Consider the following 19,575-nt stretch of genomic DNA (forward strand, 5'->3'; position numbering starts at 1 on the left):
CCGGCAACGTGCCACGAGCTCTGCCGTAGCGGCCGCTACGGCAGAGCTCGTGGCACGTTGCCGGAACTGACCCCGCCTAAATTCAATTGAACGCGGTAAATAATTAATTTCTGATAACTTAGCGCCAGTTGCAGAAATTGTTATTTAAATATTGTTTTTTGATATCGAATTCGAGGAAAGAATGACAACCGTAAAATCCCTCAACCGCACCGGTAAGCTGCTCGGCGCCCTCTGCTGCGTGGCCGCGTTGAGCGCTTGCGCCACCGCCCCACAGACGCCGCAGATCGCGGCCAAGCCTAGTCTTCAATCCATGTTGGCCCAGGCCGGCTCCGCTTCCGGCACCGGCCAGAAGGAACAAGCCGTCACCTTGTGGAAGCAGGCCGCCGTCGCCTATCCAACGGATAAATCGCCTTGGCTCAGCATCGCCCAGACCCGCTACGAAGCGGGCCAGTATGGCGATGCCATCATCAACGCCCAGGAAGTCCTGGTGCGCGACCCCAACGATACGCTGGCCAACAGCATCATCGCCATCAGCGGCCTGCGCCTGTCGACCCGCTCGTTGGCCGATCTGAGCCGCCAGAACAATCTGTCCGGTTCGATCCGCACCGAGTCGCAAGACCTGGCCAAGCTGCTGCGCGAAAGCCTGGGCGAGTCGGTGCTGGTGCCGCCGGCTCCTGCGCCAACGCCGGCCGCTGCGCCGGCGCGCGGCAAGGTCGCCGCCAAGAAAGCCGGCGGCAAGGCCAAGGCCGCCGATTCCAGCGCGGATCCATTCGACGCTTTGAAATAACCGCTTGCCCGCGCAAGCCAACCAGGGGAAGACCATGTCCAAAAGTGTAAGTGTGCAGAAAAAGCTGCAAAAAATCCGCCCACCACGGGTGCAGATGACCTACGACGTCGAAATCGGCGACGCCATCGAAAACAAGGAACTGCCTTTCGTGATGGGCGTCGTCGGCGATTTCGGCGGCAATTCGGAAGTCGAGCAGAAACGCCTCAAGGAGCGCACCTTCGTCAACATCGATCGCGATAATTTCGACGAGGTGTTGAAGGGCGTCGAGCCGCGCGCGGCCTATCGCGTCAAGAACGAGTTGGGCGAGGAAGGCGGCGAGTTCGCGGTCGACCTGAAGTTCAAGTCGATGGATGACTTCCGTCCGGAGGCGGTGGTGCAGCAGGTCGACCCGCTGCGCAAGCTGCTCGAAGCGCGCACCAAGCTGGCCGACCTGCGCAACAAACTGGCCGGCAACGACAAGCTCGAAGACATCCTCAACGACGTCCTGCACAGCACCGAGAAACTGGCCGAACTGGGTCAGCAAAACAAGAAGGAAGACTGACATGTCCGCACAACTGACTCCCGGCGGCGCCCCGGCCGCCACTTCGGAACTGGGCCTGCTGGACCAGATCGTCGAACAAAGCAAGGTCGCGAAATCGAGCGTCGAGCATGCGCGCGCCAAGGACCTGATCTCGGAACTGGTGAGCCAGGTCATGGAAGGCACCGTGGTGGTGTCCGACAATCTGGCCGCGACCATCGACGCCCGCGTGGCCGAACTGGATCGCCTGATCTCGGCGCAGCTGTCGGCGGTGATGCACGCGCCGGAATTCCAGAAGCTGGAAAGCAGCTGGACCGGCCTGAATTACCTGGTCAAGAACACCGCCACCGGCCAGAACCTGAAGGTCAAGATGCTCAACGCGACCAAGAAGGAATTGGTCAAGGACTTCCAGTCCGCGCTGGAGTTCGACCAGAGCACCATGTTCAAGAAGGTCTACGAGGAAGAATTCGGTACCTTCGGCGGTGCGCCGTTCGGCGCCTTGCTGGGCGATTTCGAGATCACCCGCCAGCCGGAAGACATGTACTTCATCGAGCAGATGTCGCACATCGCCGCCGCCGCGCACGCGCCGTTCATTTCGGCCGCATCGCCGGAGCTGTTCGGCCTTGAAACCTATAGCGACCTGGGTAAGCCGCGCGACCTGTCGAAAGTCTTCGACACCGTGGAATACGCCAAGTGGAAGTCGTTCCGCGAATCCGAGGACTCGCGCTACGTCGGCCTGACCTTGCCGCGCTTCCTGGGCCGCCTGCCGTTCAACCCGGTCGACGGCACCACCGTCGACGGCTTCAATTTCGTCGAGGACGTCGACGGCACCGACCACCAGAAATACCTGTGGTGTAACGCGGCCTACGCCTTCGGCACCAAGCTGACCGCGGCCTTCGAGGACTTCGGCTGGTGCGCGGCGATCCGCGGCGTCGAAGGCGGCGGCCTGGTGGAAGACCTGCCGACCCACACCTTCAAGACCGACGAAGGCGAAGTGGCGCTCAAGTGCCCGACCGAGATCGCCATCACCGACCGCCGCGAAAAAGAATTGAGCGACCTCGGTTTCATCTCGCTGGTCCACTGCAAGAACACCGACTACGCCGCCTTCTTCGGCGCGCAATCGGCGCAGAAGGCCAAGAAGTACAACACCGACGCCGCCAACGCGAACGCCGTGCTGTCGGCGCAGCTGCAGTACATCTTCGCCGTGTCGCGCATCGCGCACTACATGAAGGCCATGATGCGCGACAAGATCGGCAGCTTCGCCGCCGCGTCCAACGTCGAGGACTTCCTGAACCGCTGGCTGACCCAGTACGTGCTGCTGGACGATAACGCCAGCCAGGAACAGAAGGCCCAGTTCCCGCTGCGCGAAGCATCGGTGCAGGTGTCCGAGGTGCCCGGCCGTCCCGGCGTGTACCGCGCGGTGTCGTTCCTGCGTCCGCATTTCCAGCTCGACGAGCTGTCCGTTTCCCTCCGTTTGGTCGCGGAGCTCCCGGCATCGACCAAAACCTAAACGTAGCAGCTTTATCTTTAACCAACTGAAAGGAATACCATGGCAATCGACGTCTATCTGCAAATCGACGGTATCAAAGGCGAATCGGCGGACACCACCCACAAGGATTGGATCGAAGTGAAATCGGTACAGTGGGAAGTGCTGCAGCCGAAGTCGGCGACCGCGTCGACCGGCGGCGGCCACACCGCCGAGCGCACCGAGCACAAAGATATCATCGTCAGCAAGCTGGCCGACCTGGCCACGCCGCTGCTGCTGCAAAATTGCTCGTCGGGTAAAACCCTGCCGAAGGCCAAGCTGGAATTCCTGCGCGCCGATGGCCAGGGCGACCGCGTCAAGTACTTCGAGATCGAACTGGAAAACGTGCTGATCTCCAGCGTGGCGCCGTCGGTCGAGCAGGGCAACATCCTGACCGAAGACCTGTCGCTGAAATACTCGAAAGTGAAGTGGAAGTACACCCAGCAAAAAGTGGGCGGCGGTTCGGGTGGTAACACCTCCGGCGGTTGGGATCTGTCGGCCAACAAGACGGCCTGATAGCGGCAAGCGGCAATGAAGGGATTTACTCCGGGACTGTTCGACCGTCTGATGGATGTGCCGGTCAACGGCGCATCCAGCGGCACGGTGTCGCGCCTGTCGATCGAGGACTTGAAGGACTCGGTGGCGCGCGACCTCGAAGCGCTGCTCAACACGCGCACCGTCATCCCGGAGGATCTCCTGAAGCGCTTTCCCGAGTGCGGACGCTCGATCGTCACCTACGGCCTGAATGATTTCGCGGGCCTGTCGCTGTCGAGCTCCGACGATCGTGCCAACATCTGCCGCTGTCTGGAAAAGGCGATCGCCCGCCACGAGCCGCGCCTGCGCAATGTGCAGGCGTCGCTGGAGCTGCGCGCCGATTCCGTCAATCGCCTGAATTTCGCCATTACCGCGCTGCTGGTCGTCAGCAGCGCTCATGAACCTGTCAATTTCGACGCGGTTCTGCAGCCCTCAAGCCTGCATTACACAATCAGCAAAGCGCGCCGCGCCACACCGCTGGGAGCCTGAGATTGGAACAATTATTACCGTATTACGAAAGGGAGCTGGGATTCCTGCGCCGTTATTCGCGCGAATTCTCCGAACGCTACCCCAAGATCGCCGGCCGCCTGCTGATCGGCGGCGAGGTGTGCGAAGATCCGCACATCGAGCGCATGATCGAATCGTTCGCGCTGCTTAACTCGCGCATCGCCAAACGGCTGGACGACGACTACCCCGAATTCACCGAAGCGCTGTTCGAAGTGCTTTACCCCCACTATCTGCGGCCGTTCCCTTCGTGCTCGATCGCGCGCATGGACTTCAGCGGCGCCGCCGCGCAGCTGACCACCGCCAGCGAAATCGCGCGCGGCACGCAGCTGACCACACGCCCGGTACGCGGCGCGACCTGCACCTTCCGCACCGCGTATCCGGTGACGGTGGCGCCGCTGGCGCTGACCGGCGCCAACTTCGCCCCCATCATCGCCGCGCCGGAAGCGGTGCGTCCGCCGCCGCTGGCGACGTCCAGCATCAGCCTGACCTTGTCCAGCACCTCGGAGCAGGTGACCGTGGCGCAGCTCGGGTTGGGCAAGCTGCGCGTCTTCATCGACGGCGAGCCGTCCTTCTGCGCCGCGCTGCGCGACGCGCTGTTCACCCGCGCCGTCGCCGCCTATGTGGAAGCGGACGGCAACGGCCGCTGGCTGCAACTGCAAAAAATCCCGGTCGCCGCCGTCGGCTTCGAAGAGGACGAGGCGCTGATCGACTTCTCGGCGCGCTCGCACACCGCCTACCGTCTGCTGACCGAATACTTCTGCTTCCCGGAGAAGTTCAACTTCTTCGACATCGACCTGAATATGGTGGGCGGCGTGCTGCCGGCCGGCTGCAAGGAATTCACGCTGCATCTGGCCTTGTCCGGCATGCGCACCGACTCCAACCTGGCGCGCATGCTGGCGACGCTGTCGACCAACAACGTGCTGCTGGGTTGTACGCCGGTGGTCAACCTGTTCCGTCAGCGGGGCGAACCAATCCGGCTGACGCACACCACCGCCAGCTACCCGGTGCTCGCCGACGCGCGCCGCGCCTTCGCCTACGAGGTGCAGGGCATCGAATCCGTGAAGCTGGTGCGGCAAACGCCGCAGGGCGAATCGATCCAGGAGTTCCGTCCGTTCTACTCGCTGCGCCACGGCCAGACGCCGGAAAAGAACGGCCACTACTGGGTGATGCGGCGCGACGAGACCATCGCCGAGAAAAGCCCCGGCTACGAAACGCAGATCTCCATCGTCGACATCGATTTCGATCCGGCCGAGGTGGAGACCGACACTCTGAGCCTGGAGCTGAGCTGCACCAACCGCGACTTGCCGGCTTCGCTGAGCTACGGCATGCGCGGCGGCGACCTGTTCCTCGAAGGCGGATCGAGCGTGCGCGCCATCAGCTTCCTGCGCAAGCCGACGCAGTCGCACCGCTTCGAACGCGGACGCGGCGCGCACTGGCGCCTGATCTCGCACCTGTCGCTGAACCACCTGTCGCTGACCGGCGGCGGGCTGGACGCCTTCCGCGAGATGCTGACGCTGTACGACCTGCCGCGTTCACCGTCGTCGCAGCGGCAGATCGGCGGCATCGTCGCCATCGCCCACAAGGCCGCCAACACCTGGCTGCCGGGGAATCCGTTCGCCTGCCTGGTGCGCGGTATCGAGGTAGCGCTGACGGTCGACGAAGAGGCCTTCGTCGGCAGCGGCATCCACGCCTTCGCGCAGATCGTCGAACGCTTCCTCGGCCTGTATGTGCACGCCAACAGCTTCACGCAGCTGGTCATCAAGTCGAATAAAAACGGAGAGGAACTGCTGCGATGCACCCCACGAAGCGGCGATTTGAGCCTGCTGTAATCGAGCGGCTGTTTGCGCAGCCCTATCGTTTTGAATACTTCCAGGCGGTGCGGATGCTGGAGCTGTGGCTCAAGCGTCACGGTTCGGCGCAGGAGGGCGCGGTGGCGAACTTCCTGCGCTTCCAGAATTCGACCTCGCTCAGCTTCCCGGCCAGCCAGCTGGAAGCGCTGCAACCGGAGCCGCGCGACACGGCGACCGATGCGCGCGGCCTCGGCGAGGCGCTGAAGTCGGCGCAGCTGCGGTATATCCGCATCACGCCGGCGTTCATGGGTTTCCTCGGCAGCAGCGGCACGCTGCCAGCACATTACACGGAGCGCATCGCGGCGCACGCGTTGTACCAAAAGGACGACGGACCGCGCGCCTTCCTGGATACGTTCTCCAACCGCGCGCTGGCGTTGTTCTACGAGGCCTGGCGCAAGTACCGGCTGGAGCTGAAGTACCAGGTCACCGGCAAGGATGAATTCCTGCCGCTGCTGCTGTCGCTGGCAGGCTTGCAGAACCCGTCGTTGCGGCGCCGCCTGTCCGACGGCGGCGACGGCGTGCTGGATGAATCGATCGGCTATTTCGCGACCGCGATGTCGCAACGGCCGGCGTCGGCGGTGCAGATCGCGCGCGTGCTGTCCGAATATTTTTGCAAGCCGGTGCGCGCCGAGCAGTTCATCGGCTGCTGGTACGACATGCCGGAAAGTCAGCAGACCATGCTGGGCATGGCCAACGCGGCGCTGGGGAGCGGCGCGATGGCGGGTGAGCGGGTATGGCAGCGCGATCTGCGCATGCGACTGGTGATTGGACCGCTGGACCTGGAAGGCTACGAATCCTTCCTGCCCGGCGGTAAAGCGGCGAAGGCGCTGGAGAGCATGTTGACCATGTTCACCGGGCTGTCGCTGGAATATGAAGTGCAGCTGGTGCTGCGCGCCGAGGATGTACAGGGCGCGCGGCTGGACGACGATGGCGGCGGGCGTTTGGGCTGGGACAGTTTCCTGGTCACCGAGGCGCAGCAGCAGGACCGCAGCGACGTCTGTTACGAGATACACGCATTGACATCATAAAAAAAGGATAAACCATGAGCATCAACCTGAAGACGCTGATCGGCAAACTGAATGACACCAGCCGCGCCGCCGCCACCCGCGCCGCCAGCCTGTGCGTGTCGCTGGGACAGTATGAAGTCGATATCGAACACCTGTTCCTGGCGTTGCTGGAGCAGCCCAAGAGCGACGTGGCGTTGATCGCGCGGCAGAGCGATATCAGCATCAGCCAGCTGGAGGCCGATCTGCGCGCCGAAGTCGGGCGCTTCAAGAACGGCAATGCGCGCACGCCGGTGTTTTCGCCGCGTTTGCCCAAGCTGTTCGAGAATGCGTGGTTGATCGCGTCGCTGGATTTGCAGGATGATGCGCAGGCGCAGATTCGCAGTGGTCATCTGTTGCAGGCGTTGCTGACGGAGCCGGAGTTGTCGCAGCTGGCGGCGCGGAGTTCGAAGCTGTTCGCGCGCTTCGATCTGGAACAGATCAAGCATAACCTGGACAAGCTCACCGTCGGTTCGGATGAGACGCCGGTCGCTGGAGCTTCGGCTTCCGGCGCGGGCGAGGGGGGCGATCCGGTCGGCGAGCTGGCGGCGCGCGCGTCCACCAAGACGCCGGCGCTGGACCAGTTCACCACCAACCTGACGCAACGTGCGCGCGACGGCAAGGTCGATCCGGTCATCGGGCGCGATCAGGAAATCCGCCAGGCGATCGATATCCTGATGCGGCGTCGCCAGAACAATCCTATTCTGACCGGCGAGGCGGGCGTCGGCAAGACCGCCGTGGTGGAAGGGCTGGCGTTGCGTATCGCGCAGGACGACGTGCCGGATGTATTGAAGGGCGTGGAGATCCATACGCTGGACATGGGGCTGTTGCAGGCCGGCGCCAGCGTCAAGGGCGAGTTCGAGAATCGCCTGAAGAATGTCATCGACGAGGTGAAGAAAAGCCCGCACGCGATCATCCTGTTCATCGATGAGGCGCACACCATGATCGGCGCGGGCGGCCAGGCGGGGCAGAACGATGCGGCCAACCTGCTCAAGCCGGCGCTGGCGCGCGGCGAGTTGCGTACCATCGCGGCCACCACCTGGGGCGAGTACAAGAAGTATTTTGAGAAGGATGCCGCGCTGGCGCGTCGCTTCCAGGTCGTCAAGGTCGAGGAGCCGAGCGAGGAACTGGCTTGCGCCATGTTGCGTGGTATGGCGCCGTTGATGGAAAAGCATTTCGGCGTGCGCGTGTACGACGAGGCGATCACCGAGGCGGTGCGTTTGTCGCATCGCTACATCATGGGCCGCCAGCTGCCGGACAAGGCGATCAGCGTGCTCGATACCGCTTGCGCCAAGGTGGCGCTGGGGCAGAATGCGACGCCGGCGCGCATCGAGAATCTGGCGCGTCAGATTGAGCGTACCGATGTCGAGGCGGCGTCGCTGGAGCGCGAGCAGGCCGAAGGCGGCGCTTCGCAGAAAGCGCGCTTGCAGGAATTGCGCGAGGGCCGGGTCGCGGCCGAGGCGCAGCATGTCGAGCTGTCCGCGCGTTGGGAAAAGGAGAAGGCTCTGACGGCGCAGATCATCGCCGCACGCGCGGCCGCGACGGCGGGTGAGGCGGGCGGTCAGGTCCGCGACATCCAGGCATTGGTGGCCGAACTGCGCGAGCTGCAAGGCGAAACGCCGATGGTGCCGGTGCAGGTCGACGGCCACGTGGTGGCGGAAATCGTCGCCGGCTGGACCGGCATCCCGCTCGGCAAAATGGTCAAGGACGAAATCAAGACCGTGCTGCGGCTGAAGGAAATGCTGGAACAGCGCGTGCTCGGCCAGCCGCATGCGATCGAAGCGGTGGCGCAGCGCGTCCGCACCTCGCGCGCCAACCTGGACGACCCTAACAAACCCAAGGGTGTGTTCCTGTTCGTCGGTCCATCCGGTATCGGCAAGACCGAGACCGCGCTGGCGCTGGCCGATACGCTGTACGGCGGCGAGCGCAAACTGATCACCATCAACATGAGCGAATACCAGGAAGCGCACAGCGTCTCCGGCCTGAAAGGCTCGCCGCCCGGCTACGTCGGTTACGGCGAAGGCGGCGTGCTGACCGAAGCGGTGCGCCGCAATCCGTACAGCGTCGTGCTGCTGGACGAGGTGGAGAAGGCCCACCCGGATGTGATGGAGCTGTTCTTCCAGGTCTTCGACAAAGGCGTGATGGACGACGCCGAAGGCCGCGAGATCGATTTCAAGAACACCATCATCATTCTGACCTCCAACGTGGCGTCGGCCGCGATGATGCAGGCCTGCCTGAACAAGTCGCCGGAAGAGATGCCGTCGCCGGAAGATCTGGAGCAGCTGATACGCGGTCAGTTGATGAAGCAGTTCAAGCCCGCTTTCCTTGGCCGCCTGAAGGTGATTCCGTACTATCCGATTCCAGACGACGTGCTGGTACAGATTATCAAGCTCAAACTGGGCAAGATCCAGCAGCGTATCGCCGCCAACCACAAGGCGGAATTCAGCTACGACGAGGCGCTGGTGGAAGCGGTGCTGGCGCGCTGCACCGAAGTCGATTCCGGCGCGCGCAATGTCGACAACATCCTGAATGGCACGCTGTTGCCGGAGATCGCCGAATCCGTGCTGGCGCGTATGGCGGAAGGGGCCGCGATCGCCAAGATCAAGGTCAGCGCCAACAAGCAGGGTCAATTCAAATATACCGTCAAATAATCCGGGAGCTTAGATGAAACGTAACGCCACCATTGCCATACTGATTTCCACCATGCTGCTGGCGGCTTGCCACAAGCGCGAGAAGGTCGAGGAGGCGCCGGCCGCCGCCGCAACGCCCGCCGCCGCTCCGGCCGCGCCGGCGCCCGCCCCGGTGGCCGCGACGCCGCCGGCCGAGCAGACCGCCGAGCAGCGCGACCTGGCACGCAAACAGGGCTTGCTCGACTACGGCATCATGGAGGACAAGTACATCAACGATCCGCGCGCGCAGTGGGCTGCCGACGCGAAGGCCAGTTCGGTGTTCGGCGATGAAAACGGCAAGACGCCGTCCGAGGTCAATCTGGCCAAGAACGTGGTCGGGCCTAGCGATAGCCGCGAGTGGACCAACAATAATATCGACAAGGGTTTCGATTGGATCGAGACCACCTACGCCAAGCCGGTGAATGCGACCGAGGTGCGGGTCATCATCAATGGCGGCGCTGGCGTTCAGGCGATCAACAAGGTTGAATTGCAGGACGTCGATGGGAAGTGGAACACGGTGTGGACCGGTATCAGTGACGTCAAGGCGGATGCGCGCGGCAACCGGACCTGGTTCGTGCGCACCTTCGAGAAGACGGCTTACAAGGCCAAGGCGGTTAAGGTCACTTACGCGAACAACCTCGATCATGACTACAAGAAGATCGATGCGATTCAGCTGGTGGGCGATTAAGGAAAGAGGGCAGGCCGCGCCTGCCCTTGTTTTTATTCGGGCTGAACGCCCAGCAGTTCTTCGATGTGGGCCAGCGAGGCCTCGTCTTTGATGACGGAGCGCAGCCAGGTGACCAGATTCTGTTCGCCGGCCGCCGCCGCCTTGTCGGCGAAGTAGGAGGCAGGGCTGTGCGGCTCGGTGGCGCGGAAGAATTCGGCCACGGCGCGCAACTGCGCCACCGCCTGCGCGCGGTTCTGGATCACGCCCGGACGCGAAGGTGCGCCCATCGGCGCCTGGCCATGACCGTACGCCGCGCCGTCATCATAGCCCGCGCCGCCCACGTCGCCGGAGCCGCCATCGTGCCCCGCACCACCGCCATGCGTCACCCCGCCATGGCCTGCGCTAGCGCCATGCGCCGTTCCGCCGCCGTGGCCCGCGCCGCCCAGCGTGCCGTACGCCGCACCGTTGTCGGCACCAGGCGCACCCGCCCCGTTCGCACCGGCGGGCGCCGGCAGCGTGTGCAACAGCGTCTGCAAGGCATCGCGCGCGGACGAAAAGCCCGGACTGTCGTTGCCCAGACGCGTGTCGCATACGCGCTCCAGCTGTTGCAGCGCATCGATGCAGAACTGCGCATCCGCGCGCAACGCCGTCTTGAACTGCGCCGAATTGTTGCGCTTTGCCGTTTCCATGTCGGCCAGCTTGGGCGCGCGGTTTTGCTGCTCCTCGTTGTTGCTGGACGCGCGCCGTCGTGACGATTCGAAGTCAATGGTCGAATAGTCGCCATTTTCTGTCAGCCCGATTTCGCGCACCAGCGCCGGCGTGCGCGCCAGGATCCAGCTCAAATTGCCGACGCGCTGATCGTTGTCGCCGTCCTCGTCCAGCGGGTACAGGCCGCGCTCCCAGTACTGATCGCATAGACCAGCCAGCAGCAAGTAGCCTTCGCCCAGGCCGCGCAGGTCATGGACTCGGGCGCCGGCCTCGGTCAGCCAGACCGCCAGCCGTAGATCCTTGCTCTTTTCCGCCAGCAGCGCGGTGCAGCGCGCGACCACGAAGGGCCAATCGGCCTCCTTCAAATCGGTGACCCATTCGCCCTGATCCAGCGACGGATCGTCGAATTTGCGCGCCAGCGCGATGGCGTCGAGATCGGGCGAAAACGACAGGTCGGCGCCGGCCGGCTGGCCATCGCTGATCGGTTCAAGCAGTTCTTGTGCTGAGTACATGATGTCCTTTACTGAGCCATACGGAATTCGATGCGGCGGTTGCGCGCGCGGCCATCGGGGGTGTCGTTGCTGGCGACCGGACGGTCCGGCCCCTGGCCGCTGGCGGTCAGCAGATCGCCGTTGATACCGTGGCTGCCCAGGTAAGCCTTGACCGCCTCCGCGCGGGCCTGGCTCAAGCCCTGGTTGGTGGCGCGCAGGCCGGCGCTGTCGGTGTGGCCGATGATCTCGACCTTGCGGTCCTTGAGCTTTTGCAGCGCGGCCGTCATTTCATCGAGGATCTTTCGACCGGTCGGCGTCAACTCCGCCTTGCCGCTTTCGAATTCGACGATGCGGTTGGCCAGCGTGGTGTCGAGGATCGCCTGGTCGGCGGCCGAGACGCGCAGTCCGTTGTTGACGGTGTAGGTCGGATTCAGCGTGGTGGCGATATTGCTGGCCAGCTTCTGGCGCGTGGCTTCGTTATTGACTTCGCCGCGCAGGCTGACGGTGCTGCCGTCGATCTTCAGCTGGCCGCGGCTGATCTGCTTCAGGTCCGGCGTGATCAGCTTCTGCACGTAGTTGTTCCAGTTTGCCGGCGTCGAGACCTTGTCGATCGAGATCTGGTCGACCACCTTGTCGGCCCCATAGACCTCGCGCAGCTTGCCGAGGACGGCGGCCTTGCTGGCCTCATCGGGCAGGGTGCCGCTGGCCAGCACCTGGCCCGGTTGCGGCGCGTTGGCCTGGGCGCCGGCATAGCCGGCGGCGAGCAGCAATGTAGTGAATAAAAGGGTGCGCATGTTCAGGTTCCGATAAATGCCGTGCCGACGGAATCGAGCGCGGACTTCAATGACAGCGAGGGCTGGGCCAGGTAGGTGGACAGTTTCTTGACGGCGTAGTCGGCCACCGCCTGTTCCTCCACCCATTCCAGCTCATCGAAAGCGATATGCGTTTCCAGCGCGGCTTGCGGATCCATGATCGCGTGCAGCGTTTGCGGCGAGGCGCCGCTGAAGCCGACCAGCAGCACCGACTTGCCATTGAGCCGGGTGAGGAACAAGGCCAGCTCGAAATCCGCGCGCGCCAGGAATGGCGTGATCAGATGCATCCAGAACGCCGCCACCAGGTTGCGGTACATCGGATCCTGCGGCAGCGGCAGCAGCAGCGTCTTGTCCAGCCGGCTGGAGCTGCTGGCCAGCACCGGTTGCAACAGCATGCCCAGCGCCAGCAATACTTGTCGCACAGAGCCTTTGAAACCGGCGGCGGCCAGCATGTCGTCCAGGCCGCCGACGGTTTGCAGTTCGAGGAAGTCGTCGAAGGTGGCCTGGTAGGCGGCGCTGCGCAGATCGAGCTCGATCGCTTCGCTCGACGCCACCTGCAAGGCGGCGGTCGGATCGCCGGCGCCGACCACGTTGGCGCTCAGGGCGGCGAGGCGGGTCCACAGGCGGTTGAACACCAGCGGCGCGGTCGGCACAAAGCTGGCCGGCTCCGGCACTTCGACGCTGCTGATCATCAGGAATGGAAAGCGGCGCGACGATTGGTCGCTGCTGGCCACGATGTGGCCGGCGATCGCATGCCGCCGGCGCGGGCCGACGAAGGCGAAGTGCAGCGGCGCGACGGCGTCGTAGTTCAGCTTCCAGCGCGCGTCGGTGCTCATCAGATCCATGGCCTGGGCCAGCCAGTCATCCAGCACCTTGATCAGCGCCGGGCTGTCGCTGCCCTTGACGAAGTCGCCCCGGCCGGGGACCTTGCCGAAGTAGCCGATGGTGGCGGTGGTGGCGCCCCGGCTCATGGCTGGGCTCCTGCGGTGCGGATCACGGCGGCCGGTTTAGGCGCCGGCATGGTGGCCGGTGCCGCTCCGGCAGGCGCCGGCGACGGCGTTCCGGGCGTGGACGGTGCGGTCGGCGCGGAGCCGGCCGGTGCGGCTGCGCCGGGTACCGACGATGCGGCTGGGACAACCGTGCCGGGTGCCGCCGGTGCGTTCGGGGCGGCCGGCGTCAGCGGCGCGGCCGGTGCGACCGGGGTCGCGCTGGTGATCGCGTCCGGCAGGCGCAGGCGCTTGAAGCCGGCGCCCGATTGCGCGGCCACCGGTGCGGGCGCTGGCGGCGGCGCGGTCGTGCCGACGATCTTCAGATTGGCGGTGACGGTCACGCCGGAGTTGTTCCAGCTCAGCTCAAACACGCCATTGTCCTTGCGCTTGCGCTGTGCCGCGTCGACCATTTTCTTCAGGCCGAAGTGACCGGTCTCGTTGAGCAGCACCACACTGCGGCCTTCCGGCGTGATGGCGGTGATGCGCGCGCCCGGCACGCCCTGAGCATTCGGCCACACCATGTGGACCCAAGGCTGCGGCTGGCCGCGCCAGCGCAGCGCCTGACCGTCGATCTCGATGGTGAACTCGGTCGCGCTGACCGCGCCCAGCGCCTGCAGATCGAAGTTGGTCTGCGCCTCGCCACCGCTGGAAGCGGCCGCGTTGGCGACGCCGTTCGCGTTCAGCGGCGCGATCCAGCCCGGGAAGCTGGTCACGACCGGCGGCGCCAGGTTGATGCCCATGTTGGCCCAGGTCTTGGCGCTCAACGTATCGCCACGGCGCACCACCAGCGGTCCGATGGTGGTGTTGAAGAACTTGGCGATGGCGCCGTCCGGCCCGAATACGACGCCGATTTCGGCATTGGTCGCTTCGGCGCGCGATTCGGCGGTGAACGGATATTTCAATGCCAGCGACTGGCGGAACGGTTGCACCACCTGCGCCGCCCAGACCTTGTTGATCTCGGCCTCGGTCGGCTGCACGATCACGGCGAAGGTCTGCATCAGCGGCCGCACCAGCAGCGGACGGATGGCCAGTTTTTGCGGGTCGGTCATCCCGATCAGCATCTGCTCGTCGACATACTTCAGCGCGTCGGCCAGCTCGGAGCCGCTGCCGTCCAGTGTTTGCTGCATCAGCTGCTTGGCGCCCGGACCGGGATCGCCCTGGTTCTTGATCTGGTTGAAGCGGCTGCGCAGCTTGGACAGTTGATCCATGTAGCCGCGCATCAGCGACGCGTCCTTGTCCTTGGCGACCACCAACCGCGCCACGCCGGCGAACTCGCGGCCGACGGGGCCGAGCGGCAGCGCGGCGTTCTGCACGCCGCCGTTGGACGGGATATTCACGTTCAGCTGCGACGGCTTCTGGCGCAGCACGGTCTCCTTGAACCAGCCGCTGACGCCGCGTTGCGCGCGTTGCAGGCCGGCGTCCAGCAAGGACGGGTTGTCCCACGAGGTCTGTTCGTAGACGGTGTTCACCAATTTGTTCAGCGGCGAGGTTTGCGGATCGCCGAGCCGGTTCATGGCGCTGGCGGCGACATCGAACGTACCTAGTTCGCGGATGGTCACGCCCTGCACGAACTTCTGCCATTCCTTGGCGTAGTCGTTTTTGTAGAGTTCCACCAGCGATTTCTGGATTTGTTCCGGGCTGCCTTCCAACGTCAGGTCGTCCTTGGAGGACGTCTTCAGCACCCAGTCGGCGCTTTGCAGTTCGCGGTTGGCCGCGTCGCGGAAGGCGTCCTGCACGAAGCCTTGCCATGCCTGGCGCGTGAAGCTGCCCGGCACCGCATAGCTACCCAGCACCAGTTCCTTGTCCTGGTCGCCGACGATGGAGGCCACCGTCATCGCCGGGAAGCGGGTCGCGGCACGCGCCTTGACGTCGGCGTAGACGCGCTCGCGCGCCGGCATGCCGCGCACTACGCGGCGCAGATTGTCGCGGCTCTGGTCGACCAGCGCGAGACGCGTATCGATCTGCGGCCACGAGGTATCGTTGACCTGCGCCAGGTAGAAGGAGATCATGCGTTCCGCGCTGCGGATCATCTGCTCGCGCGACATGGTGCCGCGATTGGTGTCGAGCCAGACGCGCCAGAAGCGGGTCAGTTGATCGTTCAGATGGCCGGCTTCGGCGCGCGATTTATCGCCCAGCATCAGATAGGTCTTGAGCGCGTTGTAGGCGTCTTCGGCGTTGGCCGGCGATGCGTCCTTGAACTGCTGCGCGCCGTTGTTGATCGCGGCGGCGGCTTCGGCCTGGGTGGCGTTCGGCGGTGCGGAGTTGCTGGCGCCGGCGGCGGTCAGCGGTTTCGCCATCGGCTGCAACTGGCCGGCGCCGTTGTTGACTTCGGCCAGGAAGGCTTCCAGCGACTGGCTGACCGGCTTGAGCATCACTTCGCGCACGCCGTTGAAGTATTCCTCGCGCAGCTTGCGGTCCAGCAGCGTGCCCTGGTAGAGGCCCATGCTCAGCGACAGCGGGCGGTTCTCTTCGTATTTATCCAGCTGCTCGATGCGGTCCTGCAGGATCTCCAGAGCCTTGAAGCGCGATTGCAGGTCCATGCTCTTTTCCTGCACCTTGATCGCCTGTTGCAGGTCCGCTTCGACATTGGCCACCAACTGGCGGTTGTTCATGTACGACCAGCTCCAGCCGGCCAGCGCAAGGCCGACCAGCGCGGTGGCGCCGAAGAAGGCGGCGTAGCGCACGCGCGTCTTGGCGGGGCTGGCGTATTGCGCCACCAGATCCTTGTCGGCGAAGATCACCTTGCGGAACAGGTTGAGCAGGAAGTAACCCTGCTGGTTGTGGGTTTCCTCGTGGTCGGCCTGTTTCAGTTGCAGGTCGAAGCGGCGCGCCACGCGCTGCGACGAGGCGGAGATCGACTCGCCTTCCTGCAAAGCGCTGGTGAAGTAGAAGCCGCGGAACACGGGCTTGAACTGGAACGGGTTTTCCTCGAACAGCGTGGCGATGAAGGTGCGCAGCGGCGCCTTGACCGAGCTGAATTCCAGCGGGAAGGTGAACACGCCGGGCGGCATGCGCTCGCGCCATTGCAGCGCCATGTTGGCGGCGCTGAGGTCTTTCAGGCCTTCGTACAGTTCATCGAAGCGCGCGTCGAACTGGTCGAGCACCTGTTCGCTGGTGGTGCTGCGGCTGTAGGGCAGGGTGGCGCCCCAGACCTTGTCGCGCTCACCGCGCTCGCTGTCCTGGAAGAATTCGTTGAAGCCGGTGATCAGGTCGGCCTTGGTGAACAGCACGTACACCGGCGCATGCACGGCCAGGCGTTCGGTCAGTTCCTGCACGCGCTGGCGCAGGTTCTTGGCCAGGTTGATGGCGAACTCGGGGCGGTTGCCGGTCAGTTCGGCGACGCTGACGGCGATGATGATGCCGTTGATCGGCGCCTTCTTGCGGTATTTTTTCAGCAGGTCGAGGAAGCCGAACCACTCGCCGCGATCCTCGTCGACCACGGAATAACGGCCGGCCGTGTCGAGCAGGATGCCGTCGGTGGTGAAGAACCAGTCGCAGTTGCGGGTGCCGCCGACGCCCTGGACGATCTTGCTGTCGGCGAAGGGGAACTGCAGGCCCGAGCTGGCGATGGCGGTGCTCTTGCCGGCGGCCGGATTGCCGATCACCATATACCACGGCAGTTCGTACAGCGCGGCGTTGCCGGAGGTCTGGCCCAGCTTGGAGCCTTTGATGGTGCCGATCGCGTCCAGCATGCGGGTGCGCAGCACTTCGGTTTCCTGACGCTGCGCCGGATCGACCTTGACCGGCTTGACCGCCTGCTGTTCCAGCATGTCGCCCAGCTGGCCGGCGGCGCGCTGCTGCTTGTGGCGACGCCAGAACCAGACGGCGGCGCCGAACACCAGCGCGACGCCGAGCACGATCCATGGCAGCGACGGCGGCAGCTGCAGCAGCGCCGTCAGCAGGAACAGGAAGGCGGCGAACGCCAGCCAGCCGATAACGATCAGCGTGGGGCGTTGGATCAGGAACAGCCAGATTTTTTGCATCATCATTGGACTCGATTGCTCAGGTAATCGTGGAAAATATTCATGCCGCTGCGGCCGGCGTTATCAGCGCGGCGCAGCGGCGGTACGGGTCTTCGTTACTGATACAGAGCACCGGGCCGGCGCGGTCCTGCGCTTCCGCGTCGGCCAGGGCCAGTGCCGTCATCCACGTGACCGCGCCGCAGCTGCCGCAACTGGCGCCGATGCCGATCACGTCGGCGCCGGGGTCGAGCTGCGGCGCGGTGGCCGTCACGAGGTTCATCAGTTCCATCACACGGCTGGTGCGGTGGCCGGTGTCGGCGGCGACCAGCGCCACTTTCGCGGCGTCGGCCTGGCCTTCGCGCAGCACCTGGCCGGTCAGGTCGGCGAGGCTGGTGTCGGTGTCGCGCCTGGCCGTGTCGGCGGAAGCGCCACGGCGGCCGTTGACGATCGCTTGCAATACGTTGCGGCCGGCGCCGTCCAGCAGCTGCGCTTGCGCGGCGTCGGCCAGCAGCAGGCCTGCGGCGCCTTCGCCGGGAATCTGGCCTTGCGCGTTGGCCGAGGTGAACAGCGCCGCGTGATGCGACAGGCGCGCGACGCCGGCTTCGCTGACTTGCGATCCGGCCGCGACCACCAGCGCCAGGCTTGGGCGCTGTGCTTCGGCCGCGCGCTTCAGCAGCGCCGCCAATAGTTGGCCCGCATCGTCCAGGCTATGCGGGTCCAGCGACGGCGCGGCGGTCGGCGCCAGGCGCTCTTGCGGCCAGCCCGATTCGACCACGAGATGGCGCAGCCACTGCTGCGCGGCGTCGCGCTGCTCCGGGCGCCACTCGGCCGGCCATACCGCCAGCAATTGCAGGGCGGGTGGCTCGGCGGCGGCGACCGCGTTGGGCGGCAGCCGGCCTTCGCGGCGCTCGTGCTGTTGTTCCAGCCATGGCTGCAAATGCTGATGCATGCCGAGCTGGCCGGCGAGTTCGCTGACCACGGCGCCGCCTGCGGCGAGCGCGCGCCATTGGCCCTCGTCGAAATGCGGATCGGGCAGCGCCTGGGTGCCCAGCCACTGGCCGAATTCTTCTTTCGCGATGTCGGTGCCGGCGTCGGGCAGGCGCGCGCTCATGATCGGGTAGCCGTCGTCGTCGTACAGTTCCTTATCCAGTTCCGGGCGGGCCTGCTGGCCGGCCAACGCGCCGCGCAGCTCCGCGATCGAAGCGCCGTGCGGTGCACGCACCGCGCTGGCGGCGATCGTCAGGCCGGGCGCCAGCGCGGGTGCGACCGGCGTCAGCTCGACTGCCGCAGCGGTGGAGGCGCTGGCGGCGGCCGGCATGCTGATGCGCGTCCATGCCTTGCGGCCCAGCCACCATGCGGTCAACAGCAGCACCGGCAGCACCAGCAGATACAGCACCAGATCCCCGGTGTCCGGCATGCGGTTGTTCTCGCGCCAGAACCAGATCGCACCGCCCCAGCTGCCGCCGAAGGCGGTAGTGGTGAGGGCGGCGTTTCGTAACCAGATCATCGTTCAGGGTGCTCCTATTTTTTCATGACGCCGGCTTGGCGCAGTTCCGTGTGCCCGAAATCCATCATCTTCCAGCGGCCGCCCCAGGTCAGGCCCAGCGACTCGGCGACTTCGCCGTACAGCTGATAGCCGCGCAGAGCCCAGGGATCGCGCTCCGAGATCACCAGCTTGCCGTCGCGCAGAAACGCGCAATCGGCGGCCAGTCCGTATTGGTGCCAGCTCTGGAACGCCGCCGCGTTGGTGACGCTGGAGCCCATCGCCGCCAGCGTGTTCTGGCGCTCGGGGCTGCGGTAGCCTTCCAGGATGGCCATGTCGTAGCCATACTTTTCCTTCATGATCTTGAACGCCATCAGCAGCCGCTGCGCGTAGGCGGCATCCAGCAAAGCCCAATCGCGGCTGGCCGACACCAGCATCGGCCGTTCCAGCTGGACTTCGGCGGTGGCAAAGACCAGCGGCGGCAGCGCCGGCGGCGGCACCAGTTGTTCGCCTTCGAGCAAGCCCGCGACCTGGGTGTTGATCTCGCGTGTCGGCGCATCGTAGCCGCTCAAGGTCGGCTTGCCGGACAACAGCAGCGCCACCATCGGCGGCACGCACAACAGGCCCAATCCGCCCAGGCACAGCAGGTAATGCTCGCGCAAAAAGGCGCCAACGCCGTTGACCGAGGCCCGGCCCGATTGCGTCAACGCGCCGAGGTCCTGGCGGCGGCGCTGCGCGGCGCGGTCCAGCCGCTGCTGCATGCGCTGGCTTGCGCCGGCCAGTCGCGCCAGCACGAACTCGCGGCCGGACGGAAACAGCACCATCCAGCTGATCAGGCATGCCAGCAAAAAATAAATAGTTACCGCCAGTAAAAACACGATGGCCTCAACGCACTGTTGGAAATAAAAACTAATGTCTAAAAAGCATTGCTCTGAGTATATATTAGAGTTATGGCAAGCTCGCGCACGATTGAACAGCTGAGCTCGGGCCGGGTCGTGCACGGTTGAAACGCTTTGTTGCGCCACATTTTT

General features: G+C 64.8%; 15 protein-coding genes. 9 read left to right on the forward strand and 6 right to left on the reverse strand.

Annotated elements, in window-relative coordinates; genetic code table 11:
- The first annotated feature begins 181 nt into the window (after window positions 1–181).
- From GW587_RS11790 to GW587_RS11830, 9 genes are read left to right on the forward strand one after another with little or no spacing between them, the layout of a single operon-like run.
- The gene (locus GW587_RS11790) at window positions 182–787 is read left to right on the forward strand and encodes a tetratricopeptide repeat protein (protein ID WP_229259410.1); all 606 of its coding nucleotides are present in this window, start codon (window positions 182–184) and stop codon (window positions 785–787) included.
- Between the two features lie 34 nt (window positions 788–821).
- A complete protein-coding gene (tssB, locus tag GW587_RS11795) occupies window positions 822–1,328 on the forward strand; it encodes a type VI secretion system contractile sheath small subunit (protein WP_166102793.1) in 507 nt (168 codons plus the stop codon).
- Between the two features lies 1 nt (window position 1,329).
- Window positions 1,330–2,814, forward strand: a complete 1,485-nt coding sequence (tssC, locus tag GW587_RS11800; protein ID WP_166102796.1) for a type VI secretion system contractile sheath large subunit — start codon at window positions 1,330–1,332, stop codon at window positions 2,812–2,814.
- A gap of 39 nt (window positions 2,815–2,853) precedes the next feature.
- The gene (locus GW587_RS11805; protein WP_166102799.1) at window positions 2,854–3,345 is read left to right on the forward strand and encodes an Hcp family type VI secretion system effector; all 492 of its coding nucleotides are present in this window, start codon (window positions 2,854–2,856) and stop codon (window positions 3,343–3,345) included.
- Window positions 3,346–3,360: 15 nt separating this feature from the next.
- Window positions 3,361–3,852, forward strand: coding sequence for a type VI secretion system baseplate subunit TssE (tssE, locus tag GW587_RS11810; RefSeq protein ID WP_166102802.1), 492 nt, complete (start codon window positions 3,361–3,363; stop codon window positions 3,850–3,852).
- Between the two features lie 2 nt (window positions 3,853–3,854).
- On the forward strand, window positions 3,855–5,699 hold the full coding sequence (gene tssF, locus GW587_RS11815; protein WP_166102804.1) for a type VI secretion system baseplate subunit TssF: 1,845 nt from the start codon (window positions 3,855–3,857) through the stop codon (window positions 5,697–5,699).
- Entirely contained in the window at window positions 5,663–6,748 is a 1,086-nt protein-coding gene (gene tssG / locus GW587_RS11820) for a type VI secretion system baseplate subunit TssG (RefSeq protein ID WP_166102807.1), read from the forward strand. The genes tssF and tssG overlap by 37 nt, the downstream gene beginning before the upstream one ends.
- A 14-nt stretch (window positions 6,749–6,762) precedes the next feature.
- On the forward strand, window positions 6,763–9,414 hold the full coding sequence (gene tssH, locus GW587_RS11825) for a type VI secretion system ATPase TssH (protein ID WP_166102809.1): 2,652 nt from the start codon (window positions 6,763–6,765) through the stop codon (window positions 9,412–9,414).
- Between the two features lie 13 nt (window positions 9,415–9,427).
- Window positions 9,428–10,120 (forward strand): hypothetical protein, encoded by a 693-nt coding sequence (locus tag GW587_RS11830; RefSeq protein WP_166102812.1) that lies wholly within the window; start codon window positions 9,428–9,430, stop codon window positions 10,118–10,120.
- A 32-nt stretch (window positions 10,121–10,152) separates the two neighbouring features.
- Here GW587_RS11830 and tssA read toward each other — a convergent pair whose 3' ends face one another.
- Genes tssA through GW587_RS11860 form a run of 6 tightly spaced genes read right to left on the reverse strand, consistent with a single transcriptional unit; the run spans window position 10,153 to window position 19,422 of the window.
- On the reverse strand, window positions 10,153–11,319 hold the full coding sequence (tssA, locus tag GW587_RS11835; RefSeq protein ID WP_166102814.1) for a type VI secretion system protein TssA: 1,167 nt from the start codon (window positions 11,317–11,319) through the stop codon (window positions 10,153–10,155).
- Window positions 11,320–11,327: 8 nt separating this feature from the next.
- Entirely contained in the window at window positions 11,328–12,092 is a 765-nt protein-coding gene (locus GW587_RS11840) for an OmpA family protein (RefSeq protein WP_166102817.1), read from the reverse strand.
- Window positions 12,093–12,094: 2 nt separating this feature from the next.
- A complete protein-coding gene (gene tagF, locus GW587_RS11845; protein ID WP_166102820.1) occupies window positions 12,095–13,081 on the reverse strand; it encodes a type VI secretion system-associated protein TagF in 987 nt (328 codons plus the stop codon).
- Window positions 13,078–17,082, reverse strand: a complete 4,005-nt coding sequence (gene tssM, locus GW587_RS11850) for a type VI secretion system membrane subunit TssM (protein ID WP_166103739.1) — start codon at window positions 17,080–17,082, stop codon at window positions 13,078–13,080. The genes tagF and tssM overlap by 4 nt, the downstream gene beginning before the upstream one ends.
- A gap of 40 nt (window positions 17,083–17,122) precedes the next feature.
- Window positions 17,123–18,568 (reverse strand): hypothetical protein, encoded by a 1,446-nt coding sequence (locus GW587_RS11855; RefSeq protein WP_166102823.1) that lies wholly within the window; start codon window positions 18,566–18,568, stop codon window positions 17,123–17,125.
- Between the two features lie 14 nt (window positions 18,569–18,582).
- A complete protein-coding gene (locus tag GW587_RS11860) occupies window positions 18,583–19,422 on the reverse strand; it encodes a M15 family metallopeptidase (RefSeq protein ID WP_371875578.1) in 840 nt (279 codons plus the stop codon).
- Window positions 19,423–19,575: the final 153 nt, after the last annotated feature.

Source organism: Duganella aceris (assembly GCF_011090165.1).
Taxonomy (GTDB): Bacteria; Pseudomonadota; Gammaproteobacteria; order Burkholderiales; family Burkholderiaceae_D; genus Rugamonas; species Rugamonas aceris.